Origin of the sequence: Mycobacterium barrassiae (genome assembly GCF_025822765.1) — a bacterium.
GTDB classification, from domain to species: Bacteria; Actinomycetota; Actinomycetes; order Mycobacteriales; family Mycobacteriaceae; genus Mycobacterium; species Mycobacterium barrassiae.
Genome location: NZ_JACKUK010000028.1, coordinates 47,244 through 73,608, shown reverse-complemented (window position 1 = coordinate 73,608; position 26,365 = coordinate 47,244). Strand labels below are relative to the sequence as shown.

General features: G+C 66.1%; 27 protein-coding genes. 13 read left to right on the top strand and 14 right to left on the bottom strand.

What is annotated here, in order from left to right:
• The first annotated feature begins 104 nt into the window (after positions 1-104).
• The 4 genes from treS to H7J93_RS19310 all read left to right on the top strand — a co-directional run bounded on the left by treS (position 105) and on the right by H7J93_RS19310 (position 4,201).
• Positions 105-1,883 carry a maltose alpha-D-glucosyltransferase gene (gene treS, locus H7J93_RS19325; RefSeq protein WP_267307919.1) on the top strand — a complete coding sequence of 593 codons (1,779 nt, stop codon included), beginning with the start codon at positions 105-107 and terminating at the stop codon, positions 1,881-1,883.
• On the top strand, positions 1,880-3,229 hold the full coding sequence (locus tag H7J93_RS19320; RefSeq protein ID WP_267307918.1) for a maltokinase N-terminal cap-like domain-containing protein: 1,350 nt from the start codon (positions 1,880-1,882) through the stop codon (positions 3,227-3,229). The genes treS and H7J93_RS19320 overlap by 4 nt, the downstream gene beginning before the upstream one ends.
• Before the next feature lie 97 nt (positions 3,230-3,326).
• On the top strand, positions 3,327-3,803 hold the full coding sequence (locus H7J93_RS19315; protein WP_267307917.1) for a YkgB family protein: 477 nt from the start codon (positions 3,327-3,329) through the stop codon (positions 3,801-3,803).
• Between the two features lie 17 nt (positions 3,804-3,820).
• Positions 3,821-4,201, top strand: coding sequence for a hypothetical protein (locus tag H7J93_RS19310; protein ID WP_267307916.1), 381 nt, complete (start codon positions 3,821-3,823; stop codon positions 4,199-4,201).
• On the opposite strand, the gene H7J93_RS19305 is transcribed toward H7J93_RS19310, so the two are convergent.
• Positions 4,185-4,736 (bottom strand): TetR/AcrR family transcriptional regulator, encoded by a 552-nt coding sequence (locus tag H7J93_RS19305; protein ID WP_267307915.1) that lies wholly within the window; start codon positions 4,734-4,736, stop codon positions 4,185-4,187. The two genes, H7J93_RS19310 and H7J93_RS19305, sit on opposite strands and share 17 nt — an antisense overlap.
• A 335-nt stretch (positions 4,737-5,071) precedes the next feature.
• On the opposite strand from H7J93_RS19305, the gene H7J93_RS19300 reads away from it, so the two are divergent.
• Positions 5,072-5,419: a hypothetical protein gene (locus tag H7J93_RS19300; RefSeq protein WP_267307914.1), complete on the top strand. Its 348-nt coding sequence runs from the start codon at positions 5,072-5,074 to the stop codon at positions 5,417-5,419.
• Here H7J93_RS19300 and glgX read toward each other — a convergent pair whose 3' ends face one another.
• Positions 5,420-7,603, bottom strand: coding sequence for a glycogen debranching protein GlgX (gene glgX / locus H7J93_RS19295; protein WP_267307913.1), 2,184 nt, complete (start codon positions 7,601-7,603; stop codon positions 5,420-5,422).
• 85 nt (positions 7,604-7,688) lie between these two features.
• Here glgX and H7J93_RS19290 point away from each other — a divergent pair, with 85 nt between their 5' ends.
• Complete coding sequence (locus H7J93_RS19290; RefSeq protein ID WP_267307912.1) at positions 7,689-8,498, top strand: enoyl-CoA hydratase/isomerase family protein; 810 nt, start codon at positions 7,689-7,691, stop codon at positions 8,496-8,498.
• Here H7J93_RS19290 and H7J93_RS19285 read toward each other — a convergent pair.
• The 7 genes from H7J93_RS19285 to H7J93_RS19255 form a co-directional block, all read right to left on the bottom strand.
• Entirely contained in the window at positions 8,495-9,046 is a 552-nt protein-coding gene (locus H7J93_RS19285) for a nicotinamidase (RefSeq protein ID WP_267307911.1), read from the bottom strand. The genes H7J93_RS19290 and H7J93_RS19285 overlap by 4 nt on opposite strands.
• 10 nt (positions 9,047-9,056) lie before the next feature.
• Positions 9,057-10,349, bottom strand: coding sequence for a hypothetical protein (locus H7J93_RS19280; RefSeq protein ID WP_267307910.1), 1,293 nt, complete (start codon positions 10,347-10,349; stop codon positions 9,057-9,059).
• A complete protein-coding gene (locus tag H7J93_RS19275) occupies positions 10,346-10,762 on the bottom strand; it encodes a hypothetical protein (protein ID WP_267307909.1) in 417 nt (138 codons plus the stop codon). The genes H7J93_RS19280 and H7J93_RS19275 overlap by 4 nt, the downstream gene beginning before the upstream one ends.
• Positions 10,759-10,941: a hypothetical protein gene (locus H7J93_RS19270; protein WP_267307908.1), complete on the bottom strand. Its 183-nt coding sequence runs from the start codon at positions 10,939-10,941 to the stop codon at positions 10,759-10,761. Before H7J93_RS19270 ends, H7J93_RS19275 begins: the two co-directional genes overlap by 4 nt.
• Positions 10,938-12,770: a hypothetical protein gene (locus H7J93_RS19265; RefSeq protein WP_267307907.1), complete on the bottom strand. Its 1,833-nt coding sequence runs from the start codon at positions 12,768-12,770 to the stop codon at positions 10,938-10,940. Before H7J93_RS19265 ends, H7J93_RS19270 begins: the two co-directional genes overlap by 4 nt.
• Positions 12,771-12,849: 79 nt before the next feature.
• Positions 12,850-14,310, bottom strand: coding sequence for an aminotransferase class I/II-fold pyridoxal phosphate-dependent enzyme (locus tag H7J93_RS19260; RefSeq protein WP_267307906.1), 1,461 nt, complete (start codon positions 14,308-14,310; stop codon positions 12,850-12,852).
• Positions 14,310-15,488, bottom strand: coding sequence for a zinc-dependent alcohol dehydrogenase (locus H7J93_RS19255; protein ID WP_267307905.1), 1,179 nt, complete (start codon positions 15,486-15,488; stop codon positions 14,310-14,312). The genes H7J93_RS19260 and H7J93_RS19255 overlap by 1 nt, the downstream gene beginning before the upstream one ends.
• A 79-nt stretch (positions 15,489-15,567) precedes the next feature.
• Between H7J93_RS19255 and H7J93_RS19250 the strand changes: the two genes are divergently transcribed.
• Positions 15,568-17,922 carry a hypothetical protein gene (locus H7J93_RS19250; protein ID WP_267307904.1) on the top strand — a complete coding sequence of 785 codons (2,355 nt, stop codon included), beginning with the start codon at positions 15,568-15,570 and terminating at the stop codon, positions 17,920-17,922.
• A 1-nt stretch (position 17,923) separates the two neighbouring features.
• On the opposite strand, the gene H7J93_RS19245 is transcribed toward H7J93_RS19250, so the two are convergent.
• Together H7J93_RS19245 and H7J93_RS19240 are read right to left on the bottom strand one after the other, a co-directional pair.
• On the bottom strand, positions 17,924-19,318 hold the full coding sequence (locus H7J93_RS19245) for an acyl-CoA dehydrogenase family protein (RefSeq protein WP_267307903.1): 1,395 nt from the start codon (positions 19,316-19,318) through the stop codon (positions 17,924-17,926).
• Positions 19,319-19,441: 123 nt separating this feature from the next.
• Positions 19,442-19,741 (bottom strand): hypothetical protein, encoded by a 300-nt coding sequence (locus H7J93_RS19240; protein ID WP_267307902.1) that lies wholly within the window; start codon positions 19,739-19,741, stop codon positions 19,442-19,444.
• A gap of 212 nt (positions 19,742-19,953) precedes the next feature.
• Between H7J93_RS19240 and H7J93_RS19235 the strand changes: the two genes are divergently transcribed.
• Positions 19,954-20,496 (top strand): hypothetical protein, encoded by a 543-nt coding sequence (locus H7J93_RS19235; RefSeq protein ID WP_267307901.1) that lies wholly within the window; start codon positions 19,954-19,956, stop codon positions 20,494-20,496.
• 7 nt (positions 20,497-20,503) lie between these two features.
• A complete protein-coding gene (locus H7J93_RS19230) occupies positions 20,504-20,815 on the top strand; it encodes a hypothetical protein (RefSeq protein ID WP_267307900.1) in 312 nt (103 codons plus the stop codon).
• Here H7J93_RS19230 and H7J93_RS19225 read toward each other — a convergent pair.
• Together H7J93_RS19225 and H7J93_RS19220 are read right to left on the bottom strand one after the other, a co-directional pair.
• Entirely contained in the window at positions 20,793-21,014 is a 222-nt protein-coding gene (locus tag H7J93_RS19225; RefSeq protein WP_267307899.1) for a hypothetical protein, read from the bottom strand. The genes H7J93_RS19230 and H7J93_RS19225 overlap by 23 nt on opposite strands.
• 147 nt (positions 21,015-21,161) lie before the next feature.
• Positions 21,162-21,644, bottom strand: coding sequence for a flavin reductase family protein (locus H7J93_RS19220; protein ID WP_267307898.1), 483 nt, complete (start codon positions 21,642-21,644; stop codon positions 21,162-21,164).
• A 26-nt stretch (positions 21,645-21,670) separates the two neighbouring features.
• On the opposite strand from H7J93_RS19220, the gene H7J93_RS19215 reads away from it, so the two are divergent.
• From H7J93_RS19215 to mmpH, 4 genes are all read left to right on the top strand, one after another.
• Positions 21,671-22,138, top strand: a complete 468-nt coding sequence (locus H7J93_RS19215; RefSeq protein WP_267307897.1) for a PPOX class F420-dependent oxidoreductase — start codon at positions 21,671-21,673, stop codon at positions 22,136-22,138.
• A 209-nt stretch (positions 22,139-22,347) separates the two neighbouring features.
• The gene (gene manT / locus H7J93_RS19210) at positions 22,348-23,583 is read left to right on the top strand and encodes an MMP alpha-(1->4)-mannosyltransferase (RefSeq protein WP_267307896.1); all 1,236 of its coding nucleotides are present in this window, start codon (positions 22,348-22,350) and stop codon (positions 23,581-23,583) included.
• Complete coding sequence (locus H7J93_RS19205; protein ID WP_267307895.1) at positions 23,577-24,308, top strand: class I SAM-dependent methyltransferase; 732 nt, start codon at positions 23,577-23,579, stop codon at positions 24,306-24,308. Before manT ends, H7J93_RS19205 begins: the two co-directional genes overlap by 7 nt.
• Positions 24,295-25,365 (top strand): MMP endo-(1,4)-3-O-methyl-alpha-D-mannosidase, encoded by a 1,071-nt coding sequence (gene mmpH / locus H7J93_RS19200; protein WP_276022171.1) that lies wholly within the window; start codon positions 24,295-24,297, stop codon positions 25,363-25,365. Before H7J93_RS19205 ends, mmpH begins: the two co-directional genes overlap by 14 nt.
• On the opposite strand, the gene H7J93_RS19195 is transcribed toward mmpH, so the two are convergent.
• Positions 25,362-26,192, bottom strand: coding sequence for a PaaX family transcriptional regulator (locus H7J93_RS19195; RefSeq protein WP_267307894.1), 831 nt, complete (start codon positions 26,190-26,192; stop codon positions 25,362-25,364). The genes mmpH and H7J93_RS19195 overlap by 4 nt on opposite strands.
• Positions 26,193-26,365 lie beyond the last annotated feature (173 nt).

Here is a 26,365-nt window from a genome sequence, read left to right as displayed (position 1 = left end):
TGCGCAACGAGCAAACGCGAGCAAAATACGTCGCGCGGGGAGCCCACAACGCCGAGATTTCGGGCGGTTCAATTTCAACGGACATGGGTAGGTTTGAAGACTGTATGGACGTTAGCGACCACGACCCCACGGAAGGCAGCCACGTCGAGGACGGCGTGGTCGAGCACCCGACCGCCGATGACTTCGAACATGCGCGGGCGCTGCCTGAGGACCGCACCTGGTTCAAGCATGCGGTTTTCTACGAGGTGCTGGTGCGCGCCTTCCACGACTCCAATGCCGACGGCATCGGTGACCTGCGCGGGTTGACGGAACGCCTTGACTACCTGAAATGGCTTGGGGTCGATTGCCTTTGGCTGCCACCCTTCTACGACTCCCCGCTGCGCGACGGCGGCTACGACATCCGGGACTTCTACAAGGTGCTCCCCGAGTTCGGCACCGTCGAAGACTTCGTCGAACTCCTGGACGCGGCGCACCGTCGCGGCATCCGCATCATCACCGACCTGGTCATGAACCACACGTCGGATTCACACGAGTGGTTCCAGGAGTCGCGCCGCAATCCAGACGGCCCCTACGGCGACTTCTACGTCTGGAGCGACACCAGCGAGAAGTACCAGGACGCGCGCATCATCTTCGTCGACACCGAGGAGTCCAACTGGACCTACGACCCGGTGCGGCGGCAGTTCTACTGGCACCGCTTCTTCTCGCATCAGCCCGACCTGAACTACGACAACCCTGCGGTTCAGGAAGCCATGATCGACGTGCTGCGATTCTGGCTCGACCTCGGCATCGACGGCTTCCGGCTCGACGCGGTGCCCTACCTGTTCGAGCGGGAGGGCACCAACTGCGAGAACCTGCCCGAGACGCACGCGTTCCTCCGGCACTGCCGCAAGGTCATCGACGATGAGTACCCCGGTCGCGTGCTGCTGGCCGAGGCCAACCAGTGGCCGGCTGACGTGGTCGAGTACTTCGGCAACCCTGACACCGGCGGCGACGAATGCCACATGGCGTTCCACTTTCCGCTGATGCCAAGGATTTTCATGGCGGTTCGGCGTGAATCGCGGTTCCCGATCTCCGAGATCCTGGCGCAGACCCCGCCGATCCCGGAGATGGCGCAGTGGGGCATCTTCCTGCGCAACCACGACGAGCTGACGCTCGAGATGGTCACCGACGAAGAGCGCGACTACATGTACGCCGAGTATGCCAAGGACCCCCGGATGAAGGCCAACGTCGGCATCCGGCGGCGACTGGCGCCCCTGCTCGAGAACGACCGCAACCAGATGCAGCTGTTCACGGCGTTGTTGCTGTCGCTTCCCGGCTCGCCGGTGCTCTACTACGGCGACGAAATCGGGATGGGCGACATCATCTGGCTCGGCGACCGCGACGGGGTCCGCACCCCGATGCAGTGGACCCCCGACCGCAACGCGGGCTTCTCCACCGCCAACCCCGGCCGGCTGTATCTGCCGCCCAACCAGGACCCGATCTACGGCTACCAGTCGGTGAACGTCGAGGCGCAACGCGACAGCTCGACGTCGCTGCTGAACTGGACCCGCACGATGCTGGCCGTGCGCCGCCGCCACGACGCGTTCGCCGTCGGCACTTTCCGCGAGCTTGGCGGGTCGAACCCCTCCGTCTTGACGTACGTTCGCGAGATGGAAAGCGAGGAACAGGGCGGCACCGTGCTGTGTGTCAACAACCTGTCGCGCTTCCCGCAGCCCATTGAGCTGAATCTGCAGCACTGGAACGGCTACACGCCTATCGAGATGACCGGGCATGTGGAGTTCCCGCGCATCGGTCAGTTGCCGTACCTGCTCACCCTGCCCGGCCATGGGTTCTATTGGTTCGCGCTGCGTGAACCCGAGCCGGAACCTGGAGTTACGCCGTGAATCTCCCCTTCGACCAATGGTTACCGCTACAACGCTGGTACGCGGGGCGCAGCCGTGAGCTCGCCTCGGCCGAACCGGCCGTCACCGTCCCGTTGCGCGACGACTTGGACCTCGTCCTGGTCGACGTGTCGTACACCGACGGCTCGTCGGAGCGCTATCAGGTGATCGTGCAGTGGAACGACGCCGGACCCATCGAGGAGTACGCCGACGTCGCAACGATCGGCAGAGACGGTGACCGCACCGCCTACGACGCGCTTTACGATCCGACGGCCGGGCAGTACCTGCTGTCGCTGATCGACTCGTCGGCGACCGTCGGCCCTGCGGAGACGACAGTCCGTTTCGTCAAGGAACCCGACGTCACCCTGCCGCTCGACATCGCGCCGCGGTTGATGGGCGCCGAACAGAGCAACACCAGCGTTGTGTTCGAGCAGGAAGCCGTCCTCAAGATCTTCCGGCGCATCACGCCCGGCATCAATCCGGACATCGAACTCAACCGGGTCTTGGCGCGGGCGGGTAACCCGCACGTGGCACGGCTGCTCGGCTCCTTCGAGACGACGACATCGACTGACGAACCGTCCGCGCTGGGCATGGTCACTGAGTTCGCGGCCAACTCCGCCGAAGGTTGGGACATGGCGCTGGCCAGCACTCGCGATCTGTTCGCCGAAGGCGACCTGTACGCCGACGAGGTCGGCGGCGACTTCGCGGGTGAGTCGTTCCGACTCGGCGAAGCGGTCGCCGCGGTGCACGCGACGCTGGCCGACAGCCTGGAGACGTCGACCATCGTGTTTCCGACCGACACCATGCTGGAGCGGTTGGCGGCGGTTGCGAAGGCGGTGCCCGAACTCGAGGAATTCGTCGAGTTGATCGAGGAGCGGTATCGCAAGCTCGCCGAGGAGCGGATCGTCGTGCAGCGCATCCACGGCGACCTGCACCTCGGCCAGGTCCTGCGCACCCCGGAGTCCTGGCTGCTGATCGACTTCGAGGGCGAGCCCGGCCAACCGCTCGACGAACGCAGGCAACCCGACTCGACGCTGCGTGACGTGGCCGGAATGCTGCGGTCCTATGAATACGCGGCCTACCAACGACTGATCGACCAGTCCACCGACTCCCGAGACGAGGATCGCGACCGCCAGCTCGCCGCGCGCGCCCGCGAATGGGTCGACCGCAACGCCGGATCCTTCTGCGAGGGCTACGCCGAGGTGTCGGGCACCGATCCACGCGACGCGGGTGACCTGCTCCTCGCGTACGAGCTCGACAAAGCGGTGTACGAAGCCGGCTACGAGGCCAGGCACCGGCCCAGTTGGCTGCCGATCCCGTTGAAATCGATCGCCCGTATCGTCGGCTGACGTCGACTTTGGCGTGCTAAGTCAACCTGAGCGAGACCCAACACGCCGAAATCGCAAATGAAGTAACGGTCGCGGCGGATCGAAGCACTACCGCTATATGACCACACGACAGATCGACTCCACGTATACGAACACCATCGACAAGGCCGCTGGCCTGATCGTGCGCTACTCCCTGGTCATCGTGCTCTTGTGGTACGGCGGCCTGAAATTCATGAGGTACGAGGCCGAGGGCATCGTGTCGCTGGTTTCGGATAGCCCGTTCATGAGTTGGGTGTACGACATCTTCTCGGTGTCCACGTTCTCGGCCCTGCTCGGCGTCTTCGAGATCACCGCCGCGGTGTTGCTCGCGGTCAAGCCATGGTCGCCGAAGCTGTCCATCGGCGGCAGCCTGCTCGCCATCGTCCTGTTCCTGTCAACGCTAAGTTTCATGTTCACCACGACCGGGGTATTCGAGGCTGCACAGGGCGGGTTCCCGGCACTGTCGCTGACGGGTGGCTTCCTGATGAAAGACATTGCGCTGCTGGGTATCTCTGTCTGGACCCTGGCCGATGCCACGCGGGAGCTGCGTCGGTAGAGAGGAGCGCGCAGGCCATGGCGAAGTACACACTCAACGACGACGCCGTGGCCAAGGCGCGCGAACTGATCGACGCCCGCCAGTACGTCCTCGACAGCGACTGGGGCGACGTGCAACCGCGCGCCGAGGCCCAGAACTCCTACCTCGAATCGCATTCCTGGGAGGAATACGCGCAGTGGCACCTCGGCCTGACCGAGGGCGCCACCGACGGCACCAAAGCGCGCTACGCGTTCGTCTACGGCGACTTCCGCAGGCTCCACCGCACGGGGCTGATCGCGTGCGTCTACCGCGCAGCTGAATGGCGGCACAAGGACATCGAGCTCGCCGCCCACTATCTGCTGCAGTACCTCGACAAGAAGACGGGATTGGAGCCGACGAGGCCTATCGACGGAGCATGAGATCGAGGATGCGTCCGTCCAGCGGTGCGGTCGCCGCCTCGCCGACGGGCGTCTCGTGCACCAGGCCCATGCCGGTGGCGAACAGCACCGACGAGCGCCAGGCCGCCTCTTCATCGTCGAATCCGCAGTCGAGGAACGCCTGCCGGACTTCGGACAGGACCCGCTCATCGCTCAGTCGGACACTGCGCAGGATCGTCTCGTCGGTCAGTGCCCACATCCGCATCGCCCGCTCGAGCGCCCAATGGTCGGGCCGCAGCAGCCCCTGAACCATTTCCTCCAGCCGCTCGCGGCCCTTGGCGCCACGTAAGGCCTCGAATCGCCGGCGCCATTGGTCGTGCAGGCCGGCCCACGCGTCGGCCAGCGCGGTGCGGTAGGCGCACATGTCGGCGAAATGCCAGTAGAAGCTGCCTTTGGTGACTTGGAGGCGTTCGCAGAGCCGACCGATTTTCAGCGCGCTCGGGCCGCCCTCGGTGAGGAGAGCGAACCCCGCCTGGACCCAGTCGTCGACCGTCAGCGGGCTGCGCGCCTGCGTCATGGAGCGCAGCATACGGCGTCGTTTACGCTCGCGAAAATTGAACTGGCGAGTAGTTTGCACGTCTTATCGGCCCCGACGGCTGGGAAAGACTCAGCAACCGCGGCCGCGGGGAGGTGCCGCCGCTCATCGGCTCCTTCTCCGGCCCGCCCGGCCGGCGGCACAGAAAAACACTCTGCGCCGACCCAGCGGCCGCGGTTGCTGATAGGACGTGACCGTACCATACGGATCGGTACGGTATGGGGAACTTGGACGGGAAGAATGCTGGCGCGCAACGCTTCTGCGATGCTTTCGTGATTCGTCGGCTTTCGGTTTAGCCGCGCGCCACGTCGGGCACCATGGCAGACATGGCACGCGACGTATCCGACGACAACCCCCTCACACCCGAGGAGCAGCTCGACTCCGACGAGGTGCGCAACGACGACGGCGACGCGGTGGTCGACCCGCCGGAGAAGTGGATCGACGCCAAAGAGGACGAGACACTCGACGAGCGCCTCGCCGATGAGGTCCCCGACATCGGACCCGACGACATCGACCCCCGCGATGCCGACGACACCGACCAGGAAACCGTCGAACTGTCCGACGACGCGCTCGATCGCATCGATCCGGAGCGACACGGCAGCGAGCAGGGGCAGATCGACGGCGCCCCAGAGGACGGCGAGTCGTTCTTCGACGTCGAGCGCTGACTACTTCTCGTCGACCGGAGCCGACTGCAGCACCAACACCGACCTGGCGTCGACGGACACCTTCGCGGCGGCGCCGTGGCTCTCGGCCTCCTCGTCGCCGTCCGCCGCGGTGTCGATCACCGGAATCCATGCGGTGCCGAACTGTTCTGCGGGCAGCACGAACTCGATCGGCTCGTAGTGGGCGTTGAAGCACAGCACGAACGAATCATCGATGATCCGCTGACCACGCACGTCGAGGTCCGGTATGCCGTGGCCGTTGAGGTACACCGCAATCGATTTGGCGAATCCGGACTCCCAGTCCTCATCGCTCATCTCCGAACCGTCCGGGGCGAACCAGGCGATGTCGGGCAGCTTCTCGCCCCCACGCTGACGGACCGGGCGGCCGGAGAAGAACCGACGGCGCCGGAAGACCGGGTGCGCGGCACGCAGCCCTGACACCGACCGGGTGAACTCGATGAGGTCGGAATCGGCGTTCGCCCAGTCGATCCAGGACAACTCGTTGTCCTGGCAGTACACGTTGTTGTTGCCCTGCTGGGTGCGGCCGAGCTCATCGCCGTGGGCGATCATCGGCACCCCCTGCGACAGCAGCAGCGTGGTCAGGAAGTTGCGTTGCTGACGGGAGCGCAGCGCATTGATCTCGGGATCATCGGTGGGGCCCTCGACACCGCAGTTCCACGATCGGTTGTGGCTCTCTCCGTCGTTGTTGTCCTCGCCGTTGGCCTCGTTGTGTTTCTCGTTGTAGGACACCAGATCCCGCAGCGTGAACCCGTCGTGGGCGACAACGAAGTTGATCGACGCCACCGGTCGGCGGGCAGTGTTCTCGTACAGATCGGCCGAGCCGGTGAGCCGGGACGCGAACTCGTCGAGCGTTGCCGGTTCGCCGCGCCAGTAGTCGCGCACGGTGTCGCGATACTTGCCGTTCCACTCGGTCCATTGCGGCGGAAAGTTGCCGACCTGGTAACCGCCGGGTCCGACATCCCACGGTTCGGCGATCAACTTCACCTGGCTGACCGTCGGATCCTGTTGCACGAGTTCGAAGAAGGCCGACAGGCGGTCCACGTCGTAGAACTCCCGCGCCAGCGTCGACGCCAGGTCGAACCGGAAGCCGTCGACGTGCATCTCGGTCACCCAATAGCGCAGTGAGTCCATGATCAGTTGCAGCGTGTGCGGGTGGCCGACGTTGAGGCTGTTGCCGGTGCCGGTGTAGTCCATGTAGTACTGCTTGTCGTCATCGACAAGGCGGTAGTAGGCGGCATTGTCGATGCCGCGCATGGACAGCGTTGGACCGAGGTGGTTGCCCTCGGCGGTGTGGTTGTAGACGACGTCGAGGATGACTTCGATGTCGGCCTCGTGCAAAGCCCTGACCATCGCCTTGAACTCCTGCACCTGCCCACCGGGATTCGGGCTGGAGCTGTACTTGGAATCCGGCGCCAGGAAGCCGATCGTGTTGTAGCCCCAGTAGTTGGACAGGCCCTTGTCGATGAGAGTGGAGTCGTTGGCGAAGTGGTGCACCGGCATCAACTCGATGGCGTTGACACCCAACGATTTCAGATGCTCGATGATGACCGGGTGGGCCACGGCGGCGTAGGTTCCGCGAATCTGCTCAGGGATGTCCGGGTGCGTCTGCGTGAGGCCCTTGACGTGGGCCTCGTAGATGACGGTGTCGGCGTACTCGTGGCCCGGCGGGCGGTCGACGCCCCAGTCGAAGTACGGGTTGATGACGACGCACTTGGGCATGCTGGCTGCCGAGTCGTCGTCGTTGCGGCTGTCGGGGTCGCCGAAGTTGTAGCCGAACAGCGACTGGTTCCAGTCGAACGTGCCCTCGATGGCCTTGGCGTACGGGTCGAGCAGCAGCTTGTTCGGGTTGCACCGGGCGCCTGCGGCGGGATCGTAGGCGCCGTGCACGCGGTAGCCGTAGCGCTGGCCGGGCTCGATGTTGGGCACGAACGCGTGCCAGACGAAACCGTCGACCTCGGGCAGGGTCAGCCGGGTTTCTCGCAGGTTGCCCGAGCCATCGTCATCGAACAGGCACAGTTCCACCCGCTCGGCGGCCTCGCTGAACAGCGCGAAGTTCGTGCCGGTGCCGTCGTAGGTCGCGCCCAGCGGGTAGGCCTTACCTGGCCAGACCTCGAGCTGGGTGCTGACCTGCGGATTCGCGGCTTGAGTCAAGGTTTCGGCCTCCATAGATTCCCATAGATGTAGACACGGACGACACGGATACGCACGAAGGCGACGTTAGGGAATGCCCAATGCGACAGCATTGCAACCAATGAGTTCCTCACCCGGATACCGGACGTTGCTGCTGGCCATTGATGGTGGTGTGGCAACCATCACGCTGCACCGCCCGAAGCAGCGCAACGCCGTCGGCGACGGGATGCGCGACGAACTCGCGGACGCCTACCGGACCTGCGACCGCGACGACGACGTCCGCGTCATCGTGCTGACGGGCGCACCGCCCGCCTTCTGCGCGGGCGCCGACCTCGGCGGGGGCGAGGACACGTTCGCCGCGCCAGGGCCCGGGTTCACCGCGGCCGGTATCGACGTGCCCGCCTGGACGCTTTCCAAACCGGTGATCGCCGCGGTCAACGGCCATGCCATCGGGCTGGGTCTGACGCTGGCGCTGCAGTGCGACATCCGGATCTTCGCCGCCGACGCGCGCTACGGCGTCGTCCAGGTGCGGCGCGGCGTCGTCGGCGACGCCTACTCACATTGGGTGCTGCCGCGCCTGGTCGGAACCGCCAACGCCGCCGAAATCCTGTTGACCGGTGCGACATTCGACGGCCGCCGTGCGGCGGAGCTGGGTCTGGGCAGCCGCGTGCTCGACGCGGACGATGTGCTTCCCGCCGCCCTGGAAATGGCGCATGACATCGCCGAGAACACCGCGCCGATGTCGGTCGCCGCCAGCAAGCGGCTGCTGTGGGATTCGTTCGATCTCGACCGCGCCGCCGTGGGTCGTCGGGAAACCGAGATCCATCTCGCGCTCATGGGACACGACGACGCGAAGGAGGGGGTGCGCGCCCATCTGGCCCGTCGCCCACCGCAGTGGTCGGGCCGCCCGACGGACCCCACCCGCACTTAGGCGACGTCGACCCCGACGGCGCGCATCGTGTCGACGGCCTTCGCTGTCGACTCCGGCGCGACGCCCGCCGTGAGGTCGAGCAGCACCCGGGTGCGGAAGCCGTTCTTTGCGGCGTCCAGGGCCGTCGCCTGTACGCAGTAGTCCGTCGCGATGCCGACGACGTCGACCTCGTCGACGTCGTGCTGGCGCAGCCATTCGGCCAGCGGTGTGCCGCTGTCGTCGGCGCCTTCGAACCCGCTGTAGGCCGCCGCGTAGTGGCCCTTGCGGAAGACGGCCTCGACCGCGGTGGTGTCGAGGTGCGGATGGAAGTCGGCGCCAGGAGTCTCCGCCACACAGTGGCGCGGCCACGACGCCACGTAGTCGGGGTGGTCGGAGAAATGGTCGCCGGGATCGATGTGGAAGTCCTTGGTGGCCACAACGTGTGCGTATCCGTGGTCACCCTGCAGCAACTCGCTGATGCCGCTGGCGACCGCGGCGCCGCGACGAACCTCCAGAGACCCGCCTTCGCAGAAGTCGTTCTGAACGTCAACGATGATCAGCGCCCGCATGAGCAGAAATTTACCCGCCGAACAACAGGTAGAGCCCGGTGAATGTGTAACCGACCATCACCAGCATCATCGCGAGCTGACCCGTCAGCTGGTGTGCCTTGGGTAGCAGTCGAAGCGCGCGGTCGTGCGCGGCGACCACCCCCGCGATGTGGCCGGCCACCACGCATCCGACCTTGATGCTCGCCAGCAGCGAAGGGTGAAGAGAGAGAAAGTAGTTCACCTCGGCGTCCATACCGACCATCAGGTAGACGGTCTGCTGCCCCCGCTCTATCAGGTAGGTCAGGTAGTGGGCGAATACATAACCCACGACGATCGGAATGAGCGAATGCGCCATCTGTCCCGGCAGTTGGCGACGCTGCTCGCGATCGACTCCTCCCGTCGCCCTGGCGGCCAGCCAGAACGTGCCCGCGACGACGCCGGCGAAGACGACCAGACCCGCGGTGTTGATCAGCGTGGCGGTGGTGGCGGAACTGGCGGTCTCCTCGATGAAGGTGCGCCATTGCGGCCGTGCGGAGAAGCTGTCGAAGGCCGTCGACCCCAACAGCACCGACAGCACCGCGACGACGCCTGGGCGCACCGGCAGCGACGGCAGATGGTCGAACGGATTGCCGATCGCGATTCGACCGTCGCGGTTGCGCCGCAGCGCCGACAGCCGTGACACCACGATGCTGTACACCTCGAACGGATCGGCGCGGGCGCACCACCGTGTACCGCAGCACAGCGCTCCCGCGAGGGTGACTGCCAGATAGATCAGCAGCCAAAGCCGTATCGCGGCAAGCGATCCCGGATCGGGGCTGGCGAGCTCGAGCCACACGAACGCGAACAGGCCCAGGGCTGCGGGCCAGTAACCCAGCGCTTCCGGGTAGCCGCGCAGCGACTTGCCGCCGAGCAGCCGGTGCACCGTGCGCACCGGCGACACGACGCGCCACACCGGTCCCAGCAGCAGCGACGCTGCCACCAGGCCGACCCACAGCAGCACGTAGAACACGCCGGGCAGCGGATTGTCGGCGTTCTGCGGGCCGAAGAACGCGGCCAGACCCACCCACACCGCGAGAGCAAGGCCAAGGAGGCCGACGGTCCAGCGGGTGGCGGGGGCGTCGACCACCGTGGTCACCGAGGCGGGCAGTTCGTGGCCGGGCTTGTCCTGATCGAATTTCGGTGTGCGCCAGGCCAGCGCGACGACGGCGAATGTGAACGTGAGTGCCCAGGCGGCGCCGATCAGCGCGTATGTAAACGGGATCGGAAGGTCGGTCGAGCCGCCCAGGCCATGGGCGAGTACGGCGATCGACCGGTCCGCGTTCACTGCACAGTGATGGTTGCGATCGTTTTCTTCAGCTGGTGCAACTCCACGTCGACCTTTCCGGGCACGTTCACGCTGAACTGGAACGACTGGCCCGGCTTCGGCTCGTTCTTGAATGTGTGCTCGGGGTTCGAGTGCACATGCAGCTCATCGGCGACGTCGCTGTTGACGCGGAGGATGATCGGCTGATCGACCGAGGCCTCCAGCTGCTCGTTGACCGGAGTCACGTTGCCGCCCTCGATCATCACGTTGACGACGACGCGGGCGGGCGGTGCCTGCTGATCGGCCATCTCCGACGGGTTGACCGCCGTCGCCGACGGACCGGCCTCCGTGGACTCCTGGCCCTCGTTACCGCCGCAGCCGGCGGTGAGCAGCGTGGCGGTCATCAGCACGGGGAGAATCGTTGTCTTCCTCACGGTGCACCATCTTCGCTTGCCGCGGCCGTCCCGTCGCCGCGAGGTGTGTCACCCTTCCGCCGGTTCCGTAGCGCGATGTAGATGACGACACCGGCGACGACGAAGGCGGGGGCGAAGGCCGGCACAGCGATCCACACCGAGTGATCGGCGAGGATGACGACGCTCGGTTCGGTTGTCATGCCTGCGCGGTCGGTTCCAGCTTGGCGTCGCTGGCGTGCGGCTCACTGTTGTTGATACGCCCCGCTCCCCAAGTGATTCCGCCGATCATCAGCAGGCTGCAGACCAGCACCACCAGACAGCCGATGAGCCACAGCGACGCCGGGATGTCGGGGCTGCGCTCACGCTGAAGGATGGTGATCTCCGCGACGAACGGGCGGGTTGTCGATGCCTCGGCAGGCACCTCCTCTGCGCCGATGCCGGGATCGCCGGCCAGATAGATCGGCACCGCGGCCAGAGTTTTGCCGTCGTGCACCCGCAGCAGCGTCTTCCACGTACCGGACACCGGCATCGGCTCGGTCGACCGGAAGTGTCCCGGGCCCACGTTTTCGAGGCGGTCGATGAAGATCCCGCGTTCATATTGCAGGCCACCCTGCCAGCCGAGCACCGCCACCCAATTCGGATCGTCGCTGATCAGGTTGGCCGGAGTGATCTGCACATCGGCTGTCGCGTGACGTTGACCGTCGCTGCTGGGTACATCGGTGAGAGTGATGGTGGCCGTGGCACTTTCGGGAACCTCGTAGCGCAGGCCGTTGGCGGCCGCCGCGCCGATCGCCAACACCGTCAGCGCGACAAGGCCGACGCCGATGGCACGGCTGGGCAAGCGCTGCGCCGTCAGCACCATCCCGATCATCGCGCCGCATGCGCCGGTGAGCGTCGCAACCGGAGCCGACATAGCCAGTGCTTCCGGCCAGATGCTCGTCGGCCATGGTAGGTGGTAGACGGCGTCGATCCACAACGACTCCAGCCACACTCCCACGGTGCCGACTCCGAGGCCGGCGACCAGCCCAAAAACGATGGGGCGCTTCAGCAGTGGAGTCAGCGCCACCAACTCGACGACGATGGCGGGTCCGAGGTAGAGGGGGAACCAGTTGACCGGCGCGTCCAGTACGGGAGCGACGAGGAATGCGACGATCCCCCGCAGACCGATGGCCACCACCGCGGCGATGAGTGCCGCGCCGCGGCCCATGAAGATCCGCGCTGCGACGAGGGCCAGCGCGGCCGCCGCGGCGATCAGCATCGGCTCGAACACCTGCCGGAACTGCGGCACGCCGAAGTCGAATTCGATCTGATACACCGAAGCGCCGATCAGCACGCCGGCGAATGCGAGGTACTGGACGAACTTGAGGCCGATGCCATCCGGCGGGGTGTCGTCGGTCCTGACCTTGCGGCCCTCGTATTCGAGGTACAGCGCGGCGAGCGTGGAGAAGCCGGCACCGCCGATCATCATCAAGTGGGTCGGACCCCACAGCGTGACGTCCTGACCGAAGATGCGATGCCACACGTCGTCAAGCGGAAAGCCCATGAGCGCGTACAGGCCGCAGCCGGCCATCACGAGGCCGCCGACCGGTGCGTACCAGTCGTCGGTGATGCGGACGGCTGCCGGACCGGGCCGTTCGGCCTCGCCTCTGGGCAGGACCACGGCCGTGCACCCGGCCACGAAGATGCCGAACAGACCGATGAGGATGAAGTAGTGCGCCGGGTTGGCTAGCGCGCCGTCGTCGCGGCCGTTGCCGATGTGCAGGCTGACGTCCCAGATGAAGCCGAACAGTGCGCAGATGATGGACGCGATGAACAGTGCGATCGGCAGCGCCACCCACGACGGCCGTTTGAACCTTCGTCCCGACCACTCGGCCAGGCCCGCCAGCCACGAAATCTTGTGATTGCGGTGCATCCAGCCCACCCACAGCAGAATCGCCGCGACGATCCCGGCGGCGACCGTCAAACCGATGATCTCGTTGAGTGCGGCGCCACCGCCCTCGTCGCCCTGAGCAAGGAACTCCATTGTCATCCCACCCGTCGAGTGCCAGCCGAAAGGAACTTACCCGTCGGTAATGTTGCCAAAACTCCGTGTACTGAAACCAGGGGTATCACCTACCGGAGACGCGAAAAGTCTGCAGTGAGGTATCGGCCGCGTCGGGGACGTTCATCCCGGCTTTCAGCCCGTCGCGCAGGTAGTCGATCACCGCGTCGTTGAGGCGCTCACCGGGGACGACGGCCGGTATGCCCGGCGGATACGGGGTGATCTGCTCGGCCGAGATGCGACCGCACGCCTCGGCGGCCGGGACCTCCTCGACACGTCCGAAGAAGGCGTCGCGCGGAGACTGCACGGTCTCCAGCTGAATCTCCGACGGCGACGGCAGCCGGATCGGCGCAGACGGTTCGAATTCGTTGGCGGCCTTCCGCCACGCCCACAAGGAGTCGAGCAACCGCTCCGCGGTGGCCTTGTCATCGGCGAACGACATGGTCGCCAGCACGCGGCGGTGGTCGCTCATCCCGAGGTCGATGTGCCGGTTCTGCCGCAACCAGTCGGCCGTCTGATAGCCCGACACCCCGGTGGCCGAGACGTCCATCAGGATCTGCAATCGGTCGAGGTCGTGGGAGGCCTCGACCCCGAGCAGCTCGTCGTCGAGCACCTCGATATCGGGGATCAACTCGATGTCGGCGCGTAATCCATGGACGAGTTCCAGTGCAGCCCCGAGTAATTCGCGGCCGCTGTCGACCATGTGGCGGCGCCATCCGTCGATCCCGGCGTACACCATCGCATTCGGACTCGTCGTCATCAGCAGGTCGGCACATGCTGACAGGCGGTCCTTGTCGACCAGGTCGCCCTGCAGGTGGAAGACCGACCCCTGTTCGAATCCGGCGCCCATTTTGTGCACGCTGACGACGCAGACGTCGGCACCAGCGTCCATCGCCCACGTAGGCAGGTCCTCATGGAAGGGCAGATGGGCGCCCCACGCCTCGTCGACGATGAGTCGTTTGTCGCGGTCGTGGCATACCTGCGCGATGCCTTCCAGGTCGGTGCAGGTGCCGTACGGACTCGGACTGACAACCAGCGCCCCTGCCGCGTCCGGGTGGCGGTCCCACGCGTCCGCGAAATCCTGGGCCGACGGCGGATGGGAGAAGTGCCGCTCGGCGTCCCAGCGAGGTGTGACCCAATACGGCTGAACGCCGGAGAAGATCAGCCCGGCCACGATCGACTTGTGGCTGTCGCGCGGAACGAGCAATCCGCCATCCCCGCCGGCGACTGCCATCATTGCGGCCTTCACAGAAAGTGAACTGCCGCAGGTGGAGAACCACGCGATGTCTGCGCCGACGGCCTCCGCCATCAGAGCCTCCGCGCGCTTGAGGTACTCGTTGCGCATCCGGCGGTCGTCGAGACCGCCGCTGACCAAGACATCGTTGGCGAACGGCTGGTCGCCGAGGACAGCCAGCACGCGGTCATCAACACCGCGTCCCTGCCGGTGGCCGGGTGGCGTGTATCCGTAGCGGTTGCTTCGCCGATAGTCGACCAGGCCGTCCAGTATCGGCGCCTCGGATTGGTCCATCAGGGTGTCAGGACCACCTTGACCATGCCGTCCTCCTTCTTCTGGAATGTCTCGTAGGCGTCGGGCGCGGCCGAGAGCGGAAGCCGGTGCGTGGCGAACTGCTCAACGCCGAGCGGATCGTCGTCGGTGAGCAGCGGCATGATGTCCGGGATCCACTTCTTGACATTGGCCTGTCCCATGCGCAGCTGAATCTGCTTGTCGAACAACGTCATCAGGTTGACCGGGCTTGCGGCGCCGCCGTAAACCCCGGACAGCGAGATGGTGCCGCCCCGGCGCACCAGCGCGATCGCCATGTTGAACGCGGCGAGGCGATCCACCCCGGCGTGCTTCATCACGACGCGACCCACCGGCGACGGCAGAAAACCGCTGGCGGTCTGCGCGGCCTCGGCCACCGGCGAGCCGTGCGCCTCCATGCCGACGGCGTCGATGACCGCGTCGGCACCACGGCCCTCGGTGTAGCTCTGCACCACCTCTTCGGCGTCCTCGCGGCGGAGGTCGACGACCTCCGAGCAGTACTGGCGGACGCGGTCCAACCGCTCGGGGACCAGATCGACACCGATCACCGTCGCCTTCTTGCGGTGCGCCGCGATGCGGCAGGCCATCGCACCGATCGGACCCAGGCCGAGCACCACGAGCGTGCCGCCGTCGGGCACGTCGGCGTACTCGACCGCCTGCCACGCGGTGGGCAGCACATCGGAGAGATAGACATAGCGTTCGTCGGGTGCGTCGTCGGGCACCTTGATGTGGGTGTACTGCGCTTGCGGCACTCGCAGGTATTCGGCCTGCCCGCCGGCGACCTCGCCGTAGAGCTTCGAATACCCGAACAGTGCCGCACCCGTGCCCTGGTCGCGATTCTGAGTCGTCTCGCACTGGCTCTGTAGGCCGTGATCGCACATGAAGCACTGCCCGCAGCTGATGTTGAACGGGATCACGATGCGGTCGCCGACGGCGAGGTTGTCGACGTCGCGGCCGACTTCTTCGACCACGCCCATCGCCTCGTGTCCGAGGATGTCGCCGGGATTCATGAACGCGCCGAGCACCTCGTAGAGGTGCAGATCGGACCCGCAGATGTTCGTGCTCGTCACCCGGATGATCGCGTCGTTGGGTTCCTTGATCACCGGATCGGGCACAGTGTCGACGGAAACCTTCCGCCGCCCCTGCCACGTAACTGCTCGCATCGCATCCTCCTGGAGATTGATGAGCCTCCTGTGGCGTGCCCGCTGGAACATCTGCCAAACCTCGCGCCACCATTGAGAGATGGCCGAGGGCGGCACCGTCGTCGAACTCCGGGTGCACGGCGTATCCGGAACACCGCCGGAGGCCCTGCTGGGCTGCCCCGCCGAATTCCTCGACCAGCGGGCCGGCGACAAGTCGGCCGGGTTCTACCGCAGACAGCCGTGGATCGACGACGCCCAGCGCACCGAGGGCGGATCGGCATGGCACCGCGTGGTCGAGGCGTATTCGTGGGGCGGACTGACCTCCGGACGGGCGAGCCGAGCGGTGTGGCTGCTGTTCCTGCCGTTCATCTTCATCAACCTCGCGCATTGGATGCTGCCGCCCGTCGCCGGGCAGCGCCGCGCCGCGTCGATCGCGGTGGCGCTGCTGAGGTTGATCGCGCTGTCGTTCACCCTGACGTTGATGCTGGCGACCGCCGTCGCGGTCATGGACGTGACGGTGTGGCAGTGCGTCGCCCTACCGCAGTGCGCGGCGCAGTGGGGCCCGATTTCGTGGCTCGCGACGATGCCGCGCGGGACGCAGGTGGCGCTGAGCGCGGTGCCGCTGGTCCTGGTGATCATCGCGTTGTGGCGGCTCGGTAAGGAAAACACGAGAGAGGTTGGCAGGCCGCCGAATCCGGCGGTGTCGGCCGACGAGGTGCCGCTGGAATCGGACACGTTCTGGTGCATCGATCCGTCGGTGCTGCGGTTGCGTGCCTGCCATGTGATGGCGTGGACGGCCGGGGTCGCCGCGCTGACCCTCGCGGCGCCGCTGAGCACGACCCCTGCCGGGGTCGGGACGGCACTGCTGGTCGCCAACGGCCTCATCCTCGCGATCGCGGTGCTGGCCACGGCCTGGAACCGGGCGACCGCCCGCGGCGGCAGCGGCGCCGACAGGCTGACGCGCCCGCTTCTGCTGTTGCGCTGGATCTCGTTGGGGCTGTTGATCGTAACGCTGGTGTGGGTGGCGATCGCCGACGTCGAGTATCCGAAAGCGCCCACCCACTTCCCGGGGTTGCGCGGGGCGATCTACGTTCTGCTCGGTGTCCACGTGGCGCTGCTGGTCCTGCTGTTCGCGTTCACCGCATGGTCGATGCGTGGGCAACCGAAGGCGGCCGACCCCGCGTGGCGCCCGACGCTGCGCGGACTGACGGCGCCGTTCGTCGCGCTGATCGCCTGGCTCATGGGCGGTGCGTTCAGCGTCGGTATCGGCTTGTTGACCGCGCAGGTCCTCGGCGACGCGGTGATCTCCACCGCGGCCGCCAACGCCGCACTCGGAAAGCGGGCGACGACGCTGGGGAACACCGCCGCGGCGTTCGCGGACAGGGTCGAGGCGCTGAACGCCGAATCCCCTTTGATCGTCCCGCCGCCGTACCTCTGGGCGGCCGTCACGATCGGGGTGATGATCGTGGTGATCATCGCGGTGGTCCTTGCGGTGTGGTGGGTGGTTCTTCCAAGCAGGACGAGGGCCGAACTGCCCGCGGTGCTCGCCGACTATCCGGGTACCGCCGAGAACGACGCGCGCGCGAGGCAGGTCGCTCGGTCGCGGGCGGTCGCGGGGCTGACCGACTTGGGCGTCACGTTGATCGGTGGTGTGGCGTTGGTGGCCGTCGTGGTGATCGCGGCGCTGACGGCCTGGTATGTGTCCGAACGAGGTGGGTTCGAGGCGCTGCCGGGCTATTCACCGACGATCACCAGGGCGAGCGTGATCATCACACTGTCCCTGGCGGTTGGGCTGGTTGTCGTTGCGGTGCAGGCATATCGGGACCGCCAGATGCGCCGGGTGGTGGCCGTGCTGTGGGACGTCATCACGTTCTGGCCGCGCGCCAACCATCCGCTCACGCCGCCGTGTTACGCCGAGCGGACCGTGCCGGAACTGCTGGACCGGCTCAGGGTGCTGTCCGCCGAGCCGGACACCCGGGTGGTGATCGCGGCCCACAGTCAGGGCACCGTCATTGCAGCGGCGACCTTGTTGCAGTACGACGACGACAGCAGGGCACGGGTGGCGCTGCTGACCTTCGGTTCACCGCTGCGCCGGCTGTACGCGCGTAACTTCCCGGCGTACTTCGGGACCGGCGCGCTGCCGAGACTCGCTGTGCGACAACGATCTCGGTGGATCAACCTGTGGGCGCTGTCCGATCCGATCGGTTCGTGGGTGAGTGACAAGGCGAACCGCGCCATGGCCGAGGCTCTGGTCGATATCGACTTCCGCCTGCTCGACGTGGAGGCGCTCACCGTGCGGCCCGACGGCACCTATCCGCCAGTCTGCGGGCATTCCGGATTCTGGGTACGGCCCGAATTCGACTCCGCAGTAGCGGCATTGGAGGCGGAGATGACACCCGCGGGCACCGAGATGGACACGAGCGCAGCGTCACCGCCGTCCGAGCAGGTGCTGTAGGTCATTTGCGCGGTGGCTGCAACACCTTCATCGCCAGCCTCATGACCGGGGCGGGAATGCGGTCCTTCACCGCGAGTGCGGCGCTGCCGGCCTGGGTGCGTGCCGGTGTACCGCGACCGAACATCCGGTTGAACGGACCGCCGGTGGGTTCGAGGTCGACGTGCAGCGGCGGCTTACCTGCGGCGGCGCCGAGGGCGTTGGAGATGACGATGCGCTGGATCTCGCTGGTGCCCTCGAAGATGGTGTACAGCTTGGCATCCCGGTACCACTTCTCGACAGGATGGTCCTTGACGTAGCCCCAGCCACCCATGGTCTGGATGCCGCGCTCGGTGGTCCGCACGGCCACCTCGCTCGCCGCGAGCTTGGACATCGATCCCTCACCACGCTCGAACGGGATACCGCTCGCCGCCATCCAGGATGCCCGCCAGGTGAGCAACCGTGCGGCGTCGATGCCGGTGGCGAGATCGGCAAGCGGAAAGGCGATGCCCTGGTTGTCGATGATCGGCGCGCCGAACGCCTCACGCCCGTTGGCGTACTCGGTGGCGTATTCCAGTGCGGCCCGCGCGATTCCGAGGGCCTGCGCCGCCACCATCGGTCGCGTCTGCTCGAAGGTGCCGAGGGTGGCGGAGCCGGAACGTGCGCCGCCTTCGATCGCCTCGCGCGCCTTGGCGAGTTTGTGGTCGAGCCTGTCCTGCCCGCCGAGCAGGTTGGCGGCAGGGACCCGGACGTCGTTGAACTTGAGCTCGGCGGTGTGCGAGGCGCGGCAGCCGAGCTTGTCGAGCTTGCGGACCAGCTCCAACCCGGGGGTTCCGCCGGGCACGATGAACAGCGCCTGTCCTTTGTGCCCCAGCTCCTGGTCGTCGACGGCGTTGACCACGTGGACGTTGGCGATGCCGCCGTTGCCGATCCACATCTTGTGGCCGTTGATGATCCAGTCGGCGTCCGGCCCCGAACCGTCACGGCGGGCGGTGGTCCGCAGGTTGCGGACGTCGCTGCCGCCCTCGGGTTCGGAGATTGCCAGGGCGGCGAGTTTGAGATCGCCTGGCGTGCCGAAGCATTCAGGTGCCCACTGGAGCATCTGTTCCGGTGAGGCCGCCTGGCCGATGGCCGAGAGCGCGAGCGCGGGCATCACGACGGCCAGCCCGATGCCGGCGCAGCCCCAGAACAGCTCCTCCATGAACATCGGCAGGGAGAGGCCGGTGGGATCGCCGATGAGGTCGCGGTAGAACAGCGGACTGTAGAAGCCCTGAGTCGCCGCCTCCTCGAGGACCGGCCATGGGAACTCCTGGCGCTGGTCGTAGTCGGCTGCCACCGGCCGCACCACGTTCTCGGCGAATTCGTGTGTGCGGCGTGCCAGGTCGTGCTGCGCAGCGGTCGGGGTGATGTCGAAGCCCATTGGGTCTCGATTAACCGCCCGCCGGCGATCCGAAACACTTGTTCACGGAAACGGACAAGCCTCCCGACGCCCGGGGGGAGGCATCGGGAGGCTTGTCGAGGTGAGGGGCTAATTCACCTCGCGCTACTTCACGTCGACGTAGACCGTCTTGCTCAGCAGCGTGGTGATGCGATCTTCACCTGGTTGGCTGCTGTCGGTTCGGGTGTAGCTATGCCCGGGCCGCACTGCGACAACGGTCGCCTTGTCGAGCGGAGCGTTACCGATGCGGTTGACGATGACGGTGTAGCCCTGCGCCTGGAGATCGCTGATCGTGTCTTGAGCGTTCCCGGGTCCTGACGGTGCGGCCAGCGCCGGAGCGGCCAGTCCGAGGAAGGCGGCGGTCAGTGCACTCGCGGCGACGGTGGCGAATCCAAACTTCTTCATTTTTGGAGCCTTCTTCTTTCTTCCCTCTTCGTATTTCGAGCCGTGGCATATGTCGCGGTTCGCGCTGCAGCTGATCTTGTAAACCAGGAGGTCAGGGATTTAATTCCGATGGCAGTAATTGATTGCCAATTGGCAGGAATTGCGCTGTGGGAACAGCGAATGGCCCACAATCACCGAATGGAATTGGACCGGCCGATGCCACACTTGAGCCGATGAAGCTCGAGGGTCTGCGGCTGCGCCAACGCGACGGGGTGACGTGTGGTCCGTCGGCCGCGTTGATGGCGGGCGCAATGCTCGACCCGCGTCGTCGCGCCGCGTTCGCAGACCCGGTGTCCGGTGCCGCTCTGTTCGATGCCGAACAACTACGCGTGCATGCCGACGTGAACCGGATCTGGCCGCGTCGGCTCGGCACGACGCCGTGGGGCATGGCGCGCGCACTCACTGCCGAGGGTGCGACGGCAGGGGTCTGGTACCGCTGGCGTCTCTTCCGGGGCCGTCGCTGGGGCCGTCGCGACAGCCTGGGTGATGTGGTCGCCGCCGCTGGGAGGGGTCGGCCGGTCGCGATGCTCGTCGGGCGGGTGATCCCTCGGCACTGGGTGCTGATCGTCGATGCCGACGACCAGAGGTTGAGCTGCTACGAACCGTCGTCCGGGGAGGTCCGTTCGGTGGACGTCGCGGCAGTGCGCGAGTCGCGGTTGGTCGGGCTGGGCTTCCCGCAACCGGTCGCGTTCGTACTGCCGTATTCGAACGTATGATCGAACGGTGGGTGAGCTTCAATCCATCGGCTACAACGGGCAGCCGGTAGCGCCGGCGTTCCGCCGGGTCGACCCACCTGTCACGGTGCTCGTCGACCTCGCGGCGGTGTTCCCGCGCGAGCCACATCGAACCGGTGGCTACAACCCCGCCGGACTGCAACTGCACTCGATCGTCGAGGGCAAGCTGACGTGTTGGGGCACTTGCGAACAGGGCTACTGGTGGGGCCTGGTCACCTACGAGATCGCCTACGGTGCCCGCCGCAAAGCGGTGACGCATTGGATCCCGGCATGGACGCTCAAGCGCAAGTCCGACCCGTGACCCCGCGCGCCGTAGTGATCAGCCGGCCCTGGAGTCGGCGGTGCACGGCGACGATCTTCTGGTCCAACTGGTCGAGCCGCGCCAGCAGGGCCTGCCCGTCGGAACGTGACAACGTCTCCAACGGAAACACCCCAACAGCTCGGCAGCCCGCTTCGATGGCATCCAGTGCTTCGACGAGCATCTCTTTATCCGAACGCATGTTCGAAGCATAGCGCCGTCTTATGACACGTGACGAAAGTTCTCCGCGACCGCCGAATGTGCGGTCACCGCGAAAAGCTGGCCGGAATTTCGCAGTGGACGCACGCTCGGTGCGGAGTGGGCGACGGATCCGCGGACCGTCGAGCAGTCACGCCTCGTGTCCGGGCTCCAGGTCTCGGACATCGGAAAAGGTCACCAGCTGCTCGAACGAGTCAGGGGCGTCGCCGGTGACGGGTTCCAACAGAAAGCCGACGTGGTCCCCGAGGTCGTAGCGGTTGAGCACCTCACCGACGAACCAGCCCGCCGCGTCGTCGAGGATCGGCATCTCGTGCGGGCCTTCGCGCCACCCGCACCGGCTGAACTTGTCCACATGATCGGTGGTCTCGCTGCCGAACAGCCGGGCCAATTCGCGGTGTCGTCGCGGCAGGAGATGGACGGCCAGATGCGTCGCGTCGCGCGCGACCCGGTAGGTGTGGTTCTTGTTCGACAGGCCGACCAGGAACCGCGGCGGTCCGATGCTCACCTGGCTGGTGAACCCGACCAGACATCCGGAGCGTTCGTCGCCGGCGCGGGTGGTGACGACATACATCGGATAGTCGAGCATGGAGACGAGCTTCTCGAAGGCTTCCATCGCTATCCCGTCACTAGTGTTGGGTCATGGCCAGAAAGTACGCGACCGCCGACGCTGTCGATCTGCCTCAGCTGCTGGACTTTGTCAGACCACGACATCGTATGGTCCTCACCACATTTCGATCCGACGGCTCCTTGCAGAGTTCGCCGGTGACGGGCGGCGTCGACGATCAAGGCCGCATTGTGATCGCGAGCTATCCGCAGCGGGCCAAGTCCGCCAACATCCGGCGCACGCCGCGCGCGAGCGTCACCGTGCTGTCCGACGAGTTCAACGGAGCCTACGTGCAGGTCGACGGCGTTGCCGAGGTAATCGACCTCCCCGATGCCGTCGAACCGCTCGTGGACTACTTCCGTGCCATCTCCGGCGAGCATCCCGACTGGGATGAGTACCGGCAGGCGATGGTCGATCAGGGCAAGTGTCTGATCCGCGTCACACCCACGCGCTGGGGTCCGGTCGCCACCGGGGGATTCCCGCCGGAGCAGCAGGAGCCGTGAGCTTGCGAGGCGGTCGGCGGAGAGAGGTCGGAGAGCGCGCCCCGCACCGTATGTGGTAGTCAGAGCAGTAGGGACGCGTTGCGTCCGATAGCTAGTCAAACTATAGTCTGGACACATGTCCAGAAAGGTTCGGGGTCTTTGAGTGATGTGATTTGTCCTGCTCACCGGGCCTGGACGTGTCCGCAAGCGCGCATTGCCGTGAGTTGAGCATGCGCATCGCTTTGTTGTCGTACCGGAGTAAGACCCATTGCGGCGGGCAGGGGGTCTACGTCCGCCACCTGTCCAGGGGACTCGTCGAGCTGGGCCATGACGTCGAGGTGTTCTCCGGCCAGCCGTACCCCGAGGGCCTCGATCCGCGGGTGCGCCTGACCAAGGTGCCGAGCCTCGACCTCTACCGCGAGCCGGACCCGTTCCGCATTCCGTGGCCCAACGAGATCAAGACGACGATCGACCTTCGCGAGCTGCTGACGACGTGGACCGCGGGTTTCCCGGAGCCGAAGACGTTCAGCCTGCGTGCTGCGCGCGTGCTGGCCGAGCGGCGGGACGACTTCGACGTGGTGCACGACAACCAGTGCCTGGGCTCCGGGCTGCTGAAAATCGCGGACATCGGCTTGCCGGTGGTGGCGACCGTGCACCATCCGATCACTCGCGATCGCGTGCTCGACGTTGCGGCGGCACCGTGGTGGCGTAAGCCGTTGGTGCGCCGCTGGTACGGCTTCGCCGAGATGCAGAAGGATGTCGCGCGACGGATCCCCGAACTGCTCACGGTCTCATCGACGTCGGCCGCCGACATCGCCGAGGACTTCGGCGTGACGCCGAACCAGCTGCACGTCGTACCGCTGGGCGTCGACACCGAACTGTTCAAGCCCGCCGAACGTCGGGTGCGTAACCGCATCATCGCGATCGCAAGTGCCGACGTGCCGCTGAAGGGCGTCGCGCATCTGCTGAACGCCGTCGCGCGGCTGCGCGTCGAACGCGACCTCGAGTTGCAGCTCGTCGCCAAGCTCGAACCCAATGGCCCGACCGAGAAGCTGATCGCGGAGTTGGGCATCTCCGACATCGTGCACAGCTCGAGCGGGCTGACCGATGCAGAGCTCGCCGACCTGCTGGCGTCGGCCGAAGTCGCCTGCATCCCTTCGCTTTACGAGGGCTTCTCGCTGCCTGCGGTGGAGGCGATGGCCAGTGGCACGCCGATCGTCGCCAGTCGGGCGGGAGCGCTGCCCGAGGTGGTCGGCGCCGACGGTGAATGCGCGCGGTTGGTGACCCCGGCCGACGTCGATGAGTTGACCAGGGTGCTCGGCGAACTCCTCGACTCGCCGCTGGAACTACGCCGGCTCGGTGCGAACGGCCGACAGCGTGCACTGGATGTGTTCAGCTGGGAATCCGTTGCGGCACAGACGGTTGCGGTGTACGAGCAGGCGTGTGAGCGGGTCGCGAAATGCTGACCGTCGACTATGACCGGCTCGGTGTCGGCGCAGGCACGAAGGTGATCGACGTCGGCTGCGGCGCAGGCAGGCACACTTTCGAGGCCTACCGGCGAGGCGCCGACGTCATCGGCTTCGATCAGAACGTCGAGGATCTCAACAACGTCGACGAGATCCTGAAGGCGATGAAGGACAAGGGCGAGGTGCCGGCGTCGGCGAAGGCCGAGGTGGTCAAGGGCGACGCGCTGGGCCTGCCGTACGGCGACGGCACCTTCGACTGCGTCATCGCGTCGGAAATCCTCGAGCACGTACCCGAGGACGACCGAGCGATCGCAGAACTCGTTCGAGTCCTCAAACCCGGTGGCGCCCTGGCGATCACGGTTCCCCGCTGGCTGCCCGAGAAGGTGTGCTGGATTTTGTCCGACGAGTACCACGCCAATGAGGGCGGGCACATCAGGATCTACAAGGGCGACGCGCTGCGGGACAAGGTGCTCGCGCACGGCCTGACACTCACCGGCACCCACCATGCGCATGCGCTGCACGCTCCCTATTGGTGGCTGAAATGCGCTGTCGGAACGGAGAAGTCGGATCACCCAGCGGTGACGGCATATCACAAGCTGCTGGTGTGGGACATGATGAGCCGACCCTGGCTCACGCGGACGGCGGAGTCAGTGCTGAACCCGCTGATCGGCAAGAGCGTCGCCATGTATTTCAAGAAGCCGGTGGTACCTGTTGCTGTCTCCTAACGTGCCCGGCGTGCCCGGTGTTCTGACGCCGGCGCAATGCCGCCAGACCGCTCGATCGATCGCCGACACGCAGGAGTCCTCTGGAGCTATTCCGTGGTTCGAGGGCGGCCACACCGATCCCTGGGACCACGTCGAGAACGCGATGGCGCTGACGGCGGCCGGACTTCTCGAGCCCGCGCGCGGCGCGTTCGAGTGGTGTCGCAATATGCAGCGGCCCGACGGCTCATGGCCGATCCAGGTGCGCAACGGCGTCATCGAGGATGCCAACAGCGACAGCAACTTCTGCGCCTACATCGCGACCGGCGTCTGGCACCACGTGCTGATCACCCGCGACCGTCGATTCGCCGAGACGATGTGGCCGGTCGTCACAAAGGCCGTCGACTTCGTACTCGACATGCAGCTCAGCGGTGGTGAAATCGCTTGGGCAAGAAGCCCGTCGGGGCTGGAACCGGAAGCACTGCTCACCGGTTGCGCGAGCATCTATCACAGCCTCCGGTGTGCGCTTGCGCTCGCAGACTACTTCGACGATCCGCAGCCGGAATGGGAGCTCGCGGCCGGCCGGCTCGGTCACGTGATCGCCGAGCACCCGGACGCCTTCGTCACCAAGGACCGTTGGTCGATGGAGTGGTACTACCCGGTGCTTGGCGGCGCCTTGCGTGGTGCGCCCGCCCGGTCACGCATCGACGAACGATGGGACGACTTCGTCGTGCCCGGCCTCGGCATCCGCTGCGTCGACGACCGGCCGTGGGTGACCGGAGCCGAAACCTGCGAGCTGGTAATGGCATTGGACGCCATCGGCGATACAGTCCGTGCACATGAGCAGTTCGCCTCGATGCATCATCTGCGCGAAGAGGACGGGTCGTACTGGACCGGTTTGGTCTATGCCGATGGCAAGCGGTGGCCCGTCGAGCGCACCACGTGGACCGGTGCGGCGATGATCCTCGCGGCCGATGCGTTATCGCGCACGACGGCGGCCAGCGGCATCTTCCGCGGCGCGGACCTGCCCCGCGGCCTCGAGGGCGAGTACGACTGCGAGTGCGCGACCAGCGATCGCTAGCGTCTCCCGGTTAGCGCCTCCAATTCGGTCCAGTATGTCTGGGCTTGGCTGTGCCATTCGTCGTGGCGACGGTGGAAGAGCGCCGCCGCCTGAGGGCCCGGCCAATCGTGATCGAGCAGTTCACGTGGAAGCGCGGGATCCAGGAATGGAAATCGTCGCCAGGCATGAACCAGGCGGACCTGGGCTACGTACGCCTCGGCCGGTGTGGTGGCCCGCAGCTTGCCGAATGTACTGAGGAAGTCTGCGTAGCGGTCTTCGACTGCGCTCAGATTCCATGCGTCTCCGATCAGTGAATCGGTTTTGCCGATGGAGGCGAGCTTGCCGGTCCAGGCGAAAGCGTGCCCCGCGAGGCCGAGGTCGTCGATGATCGTCGCCACCTCGCCGACTTTGGTCACGTCGGGAAGAATCCAGATTCCCGGGGTGGGTGAGCCCATTCCCAACCACGTGAGCCGGGTGCGCAACTGCTGGCGCAGCTGCCGCTGCGACTCCGGAATACCGACCGAGAGGACGAGCCACTCTCCGTCCCAGGCCGATGTGTCTATCAGGAAGCCGTAGATCCGTCGAGCGCCGTCCGTCAGCAGCCGAGTTCCAGCCGTAGTCATCTGCCACGACACCCGGCGCCCGGACTTCCGCGACTCCAGCACCCCGTGGGCTGCCGACCGTGCGATCGCCTGGCGGGCGGCTTTTTCCTCGACGCCGAGCGCTGCGAGTCCCGCCACCAAGGTTGCCGTCCACACCGGGACGCCGCGAGGGCGCACGAACTCACCCAGGATGGTGAGCAACAGGCTTCGCGCGCTCGACCCCAACTCGCGAGGCTCCGGACCCATGAGCCCATCCTTTCGTACTCAACGCGCGATTCCTTCGACAAGTGTGACGTTCATACAGCGGATCACGGATCTGCGTAGAACCAAGCGGGCCGTTACCGGGTGTCATGATCAAGAATCTGCTACATGACTATTGCGAACCGCAGACTGAACGTAGAATATTGACGCACCGACGT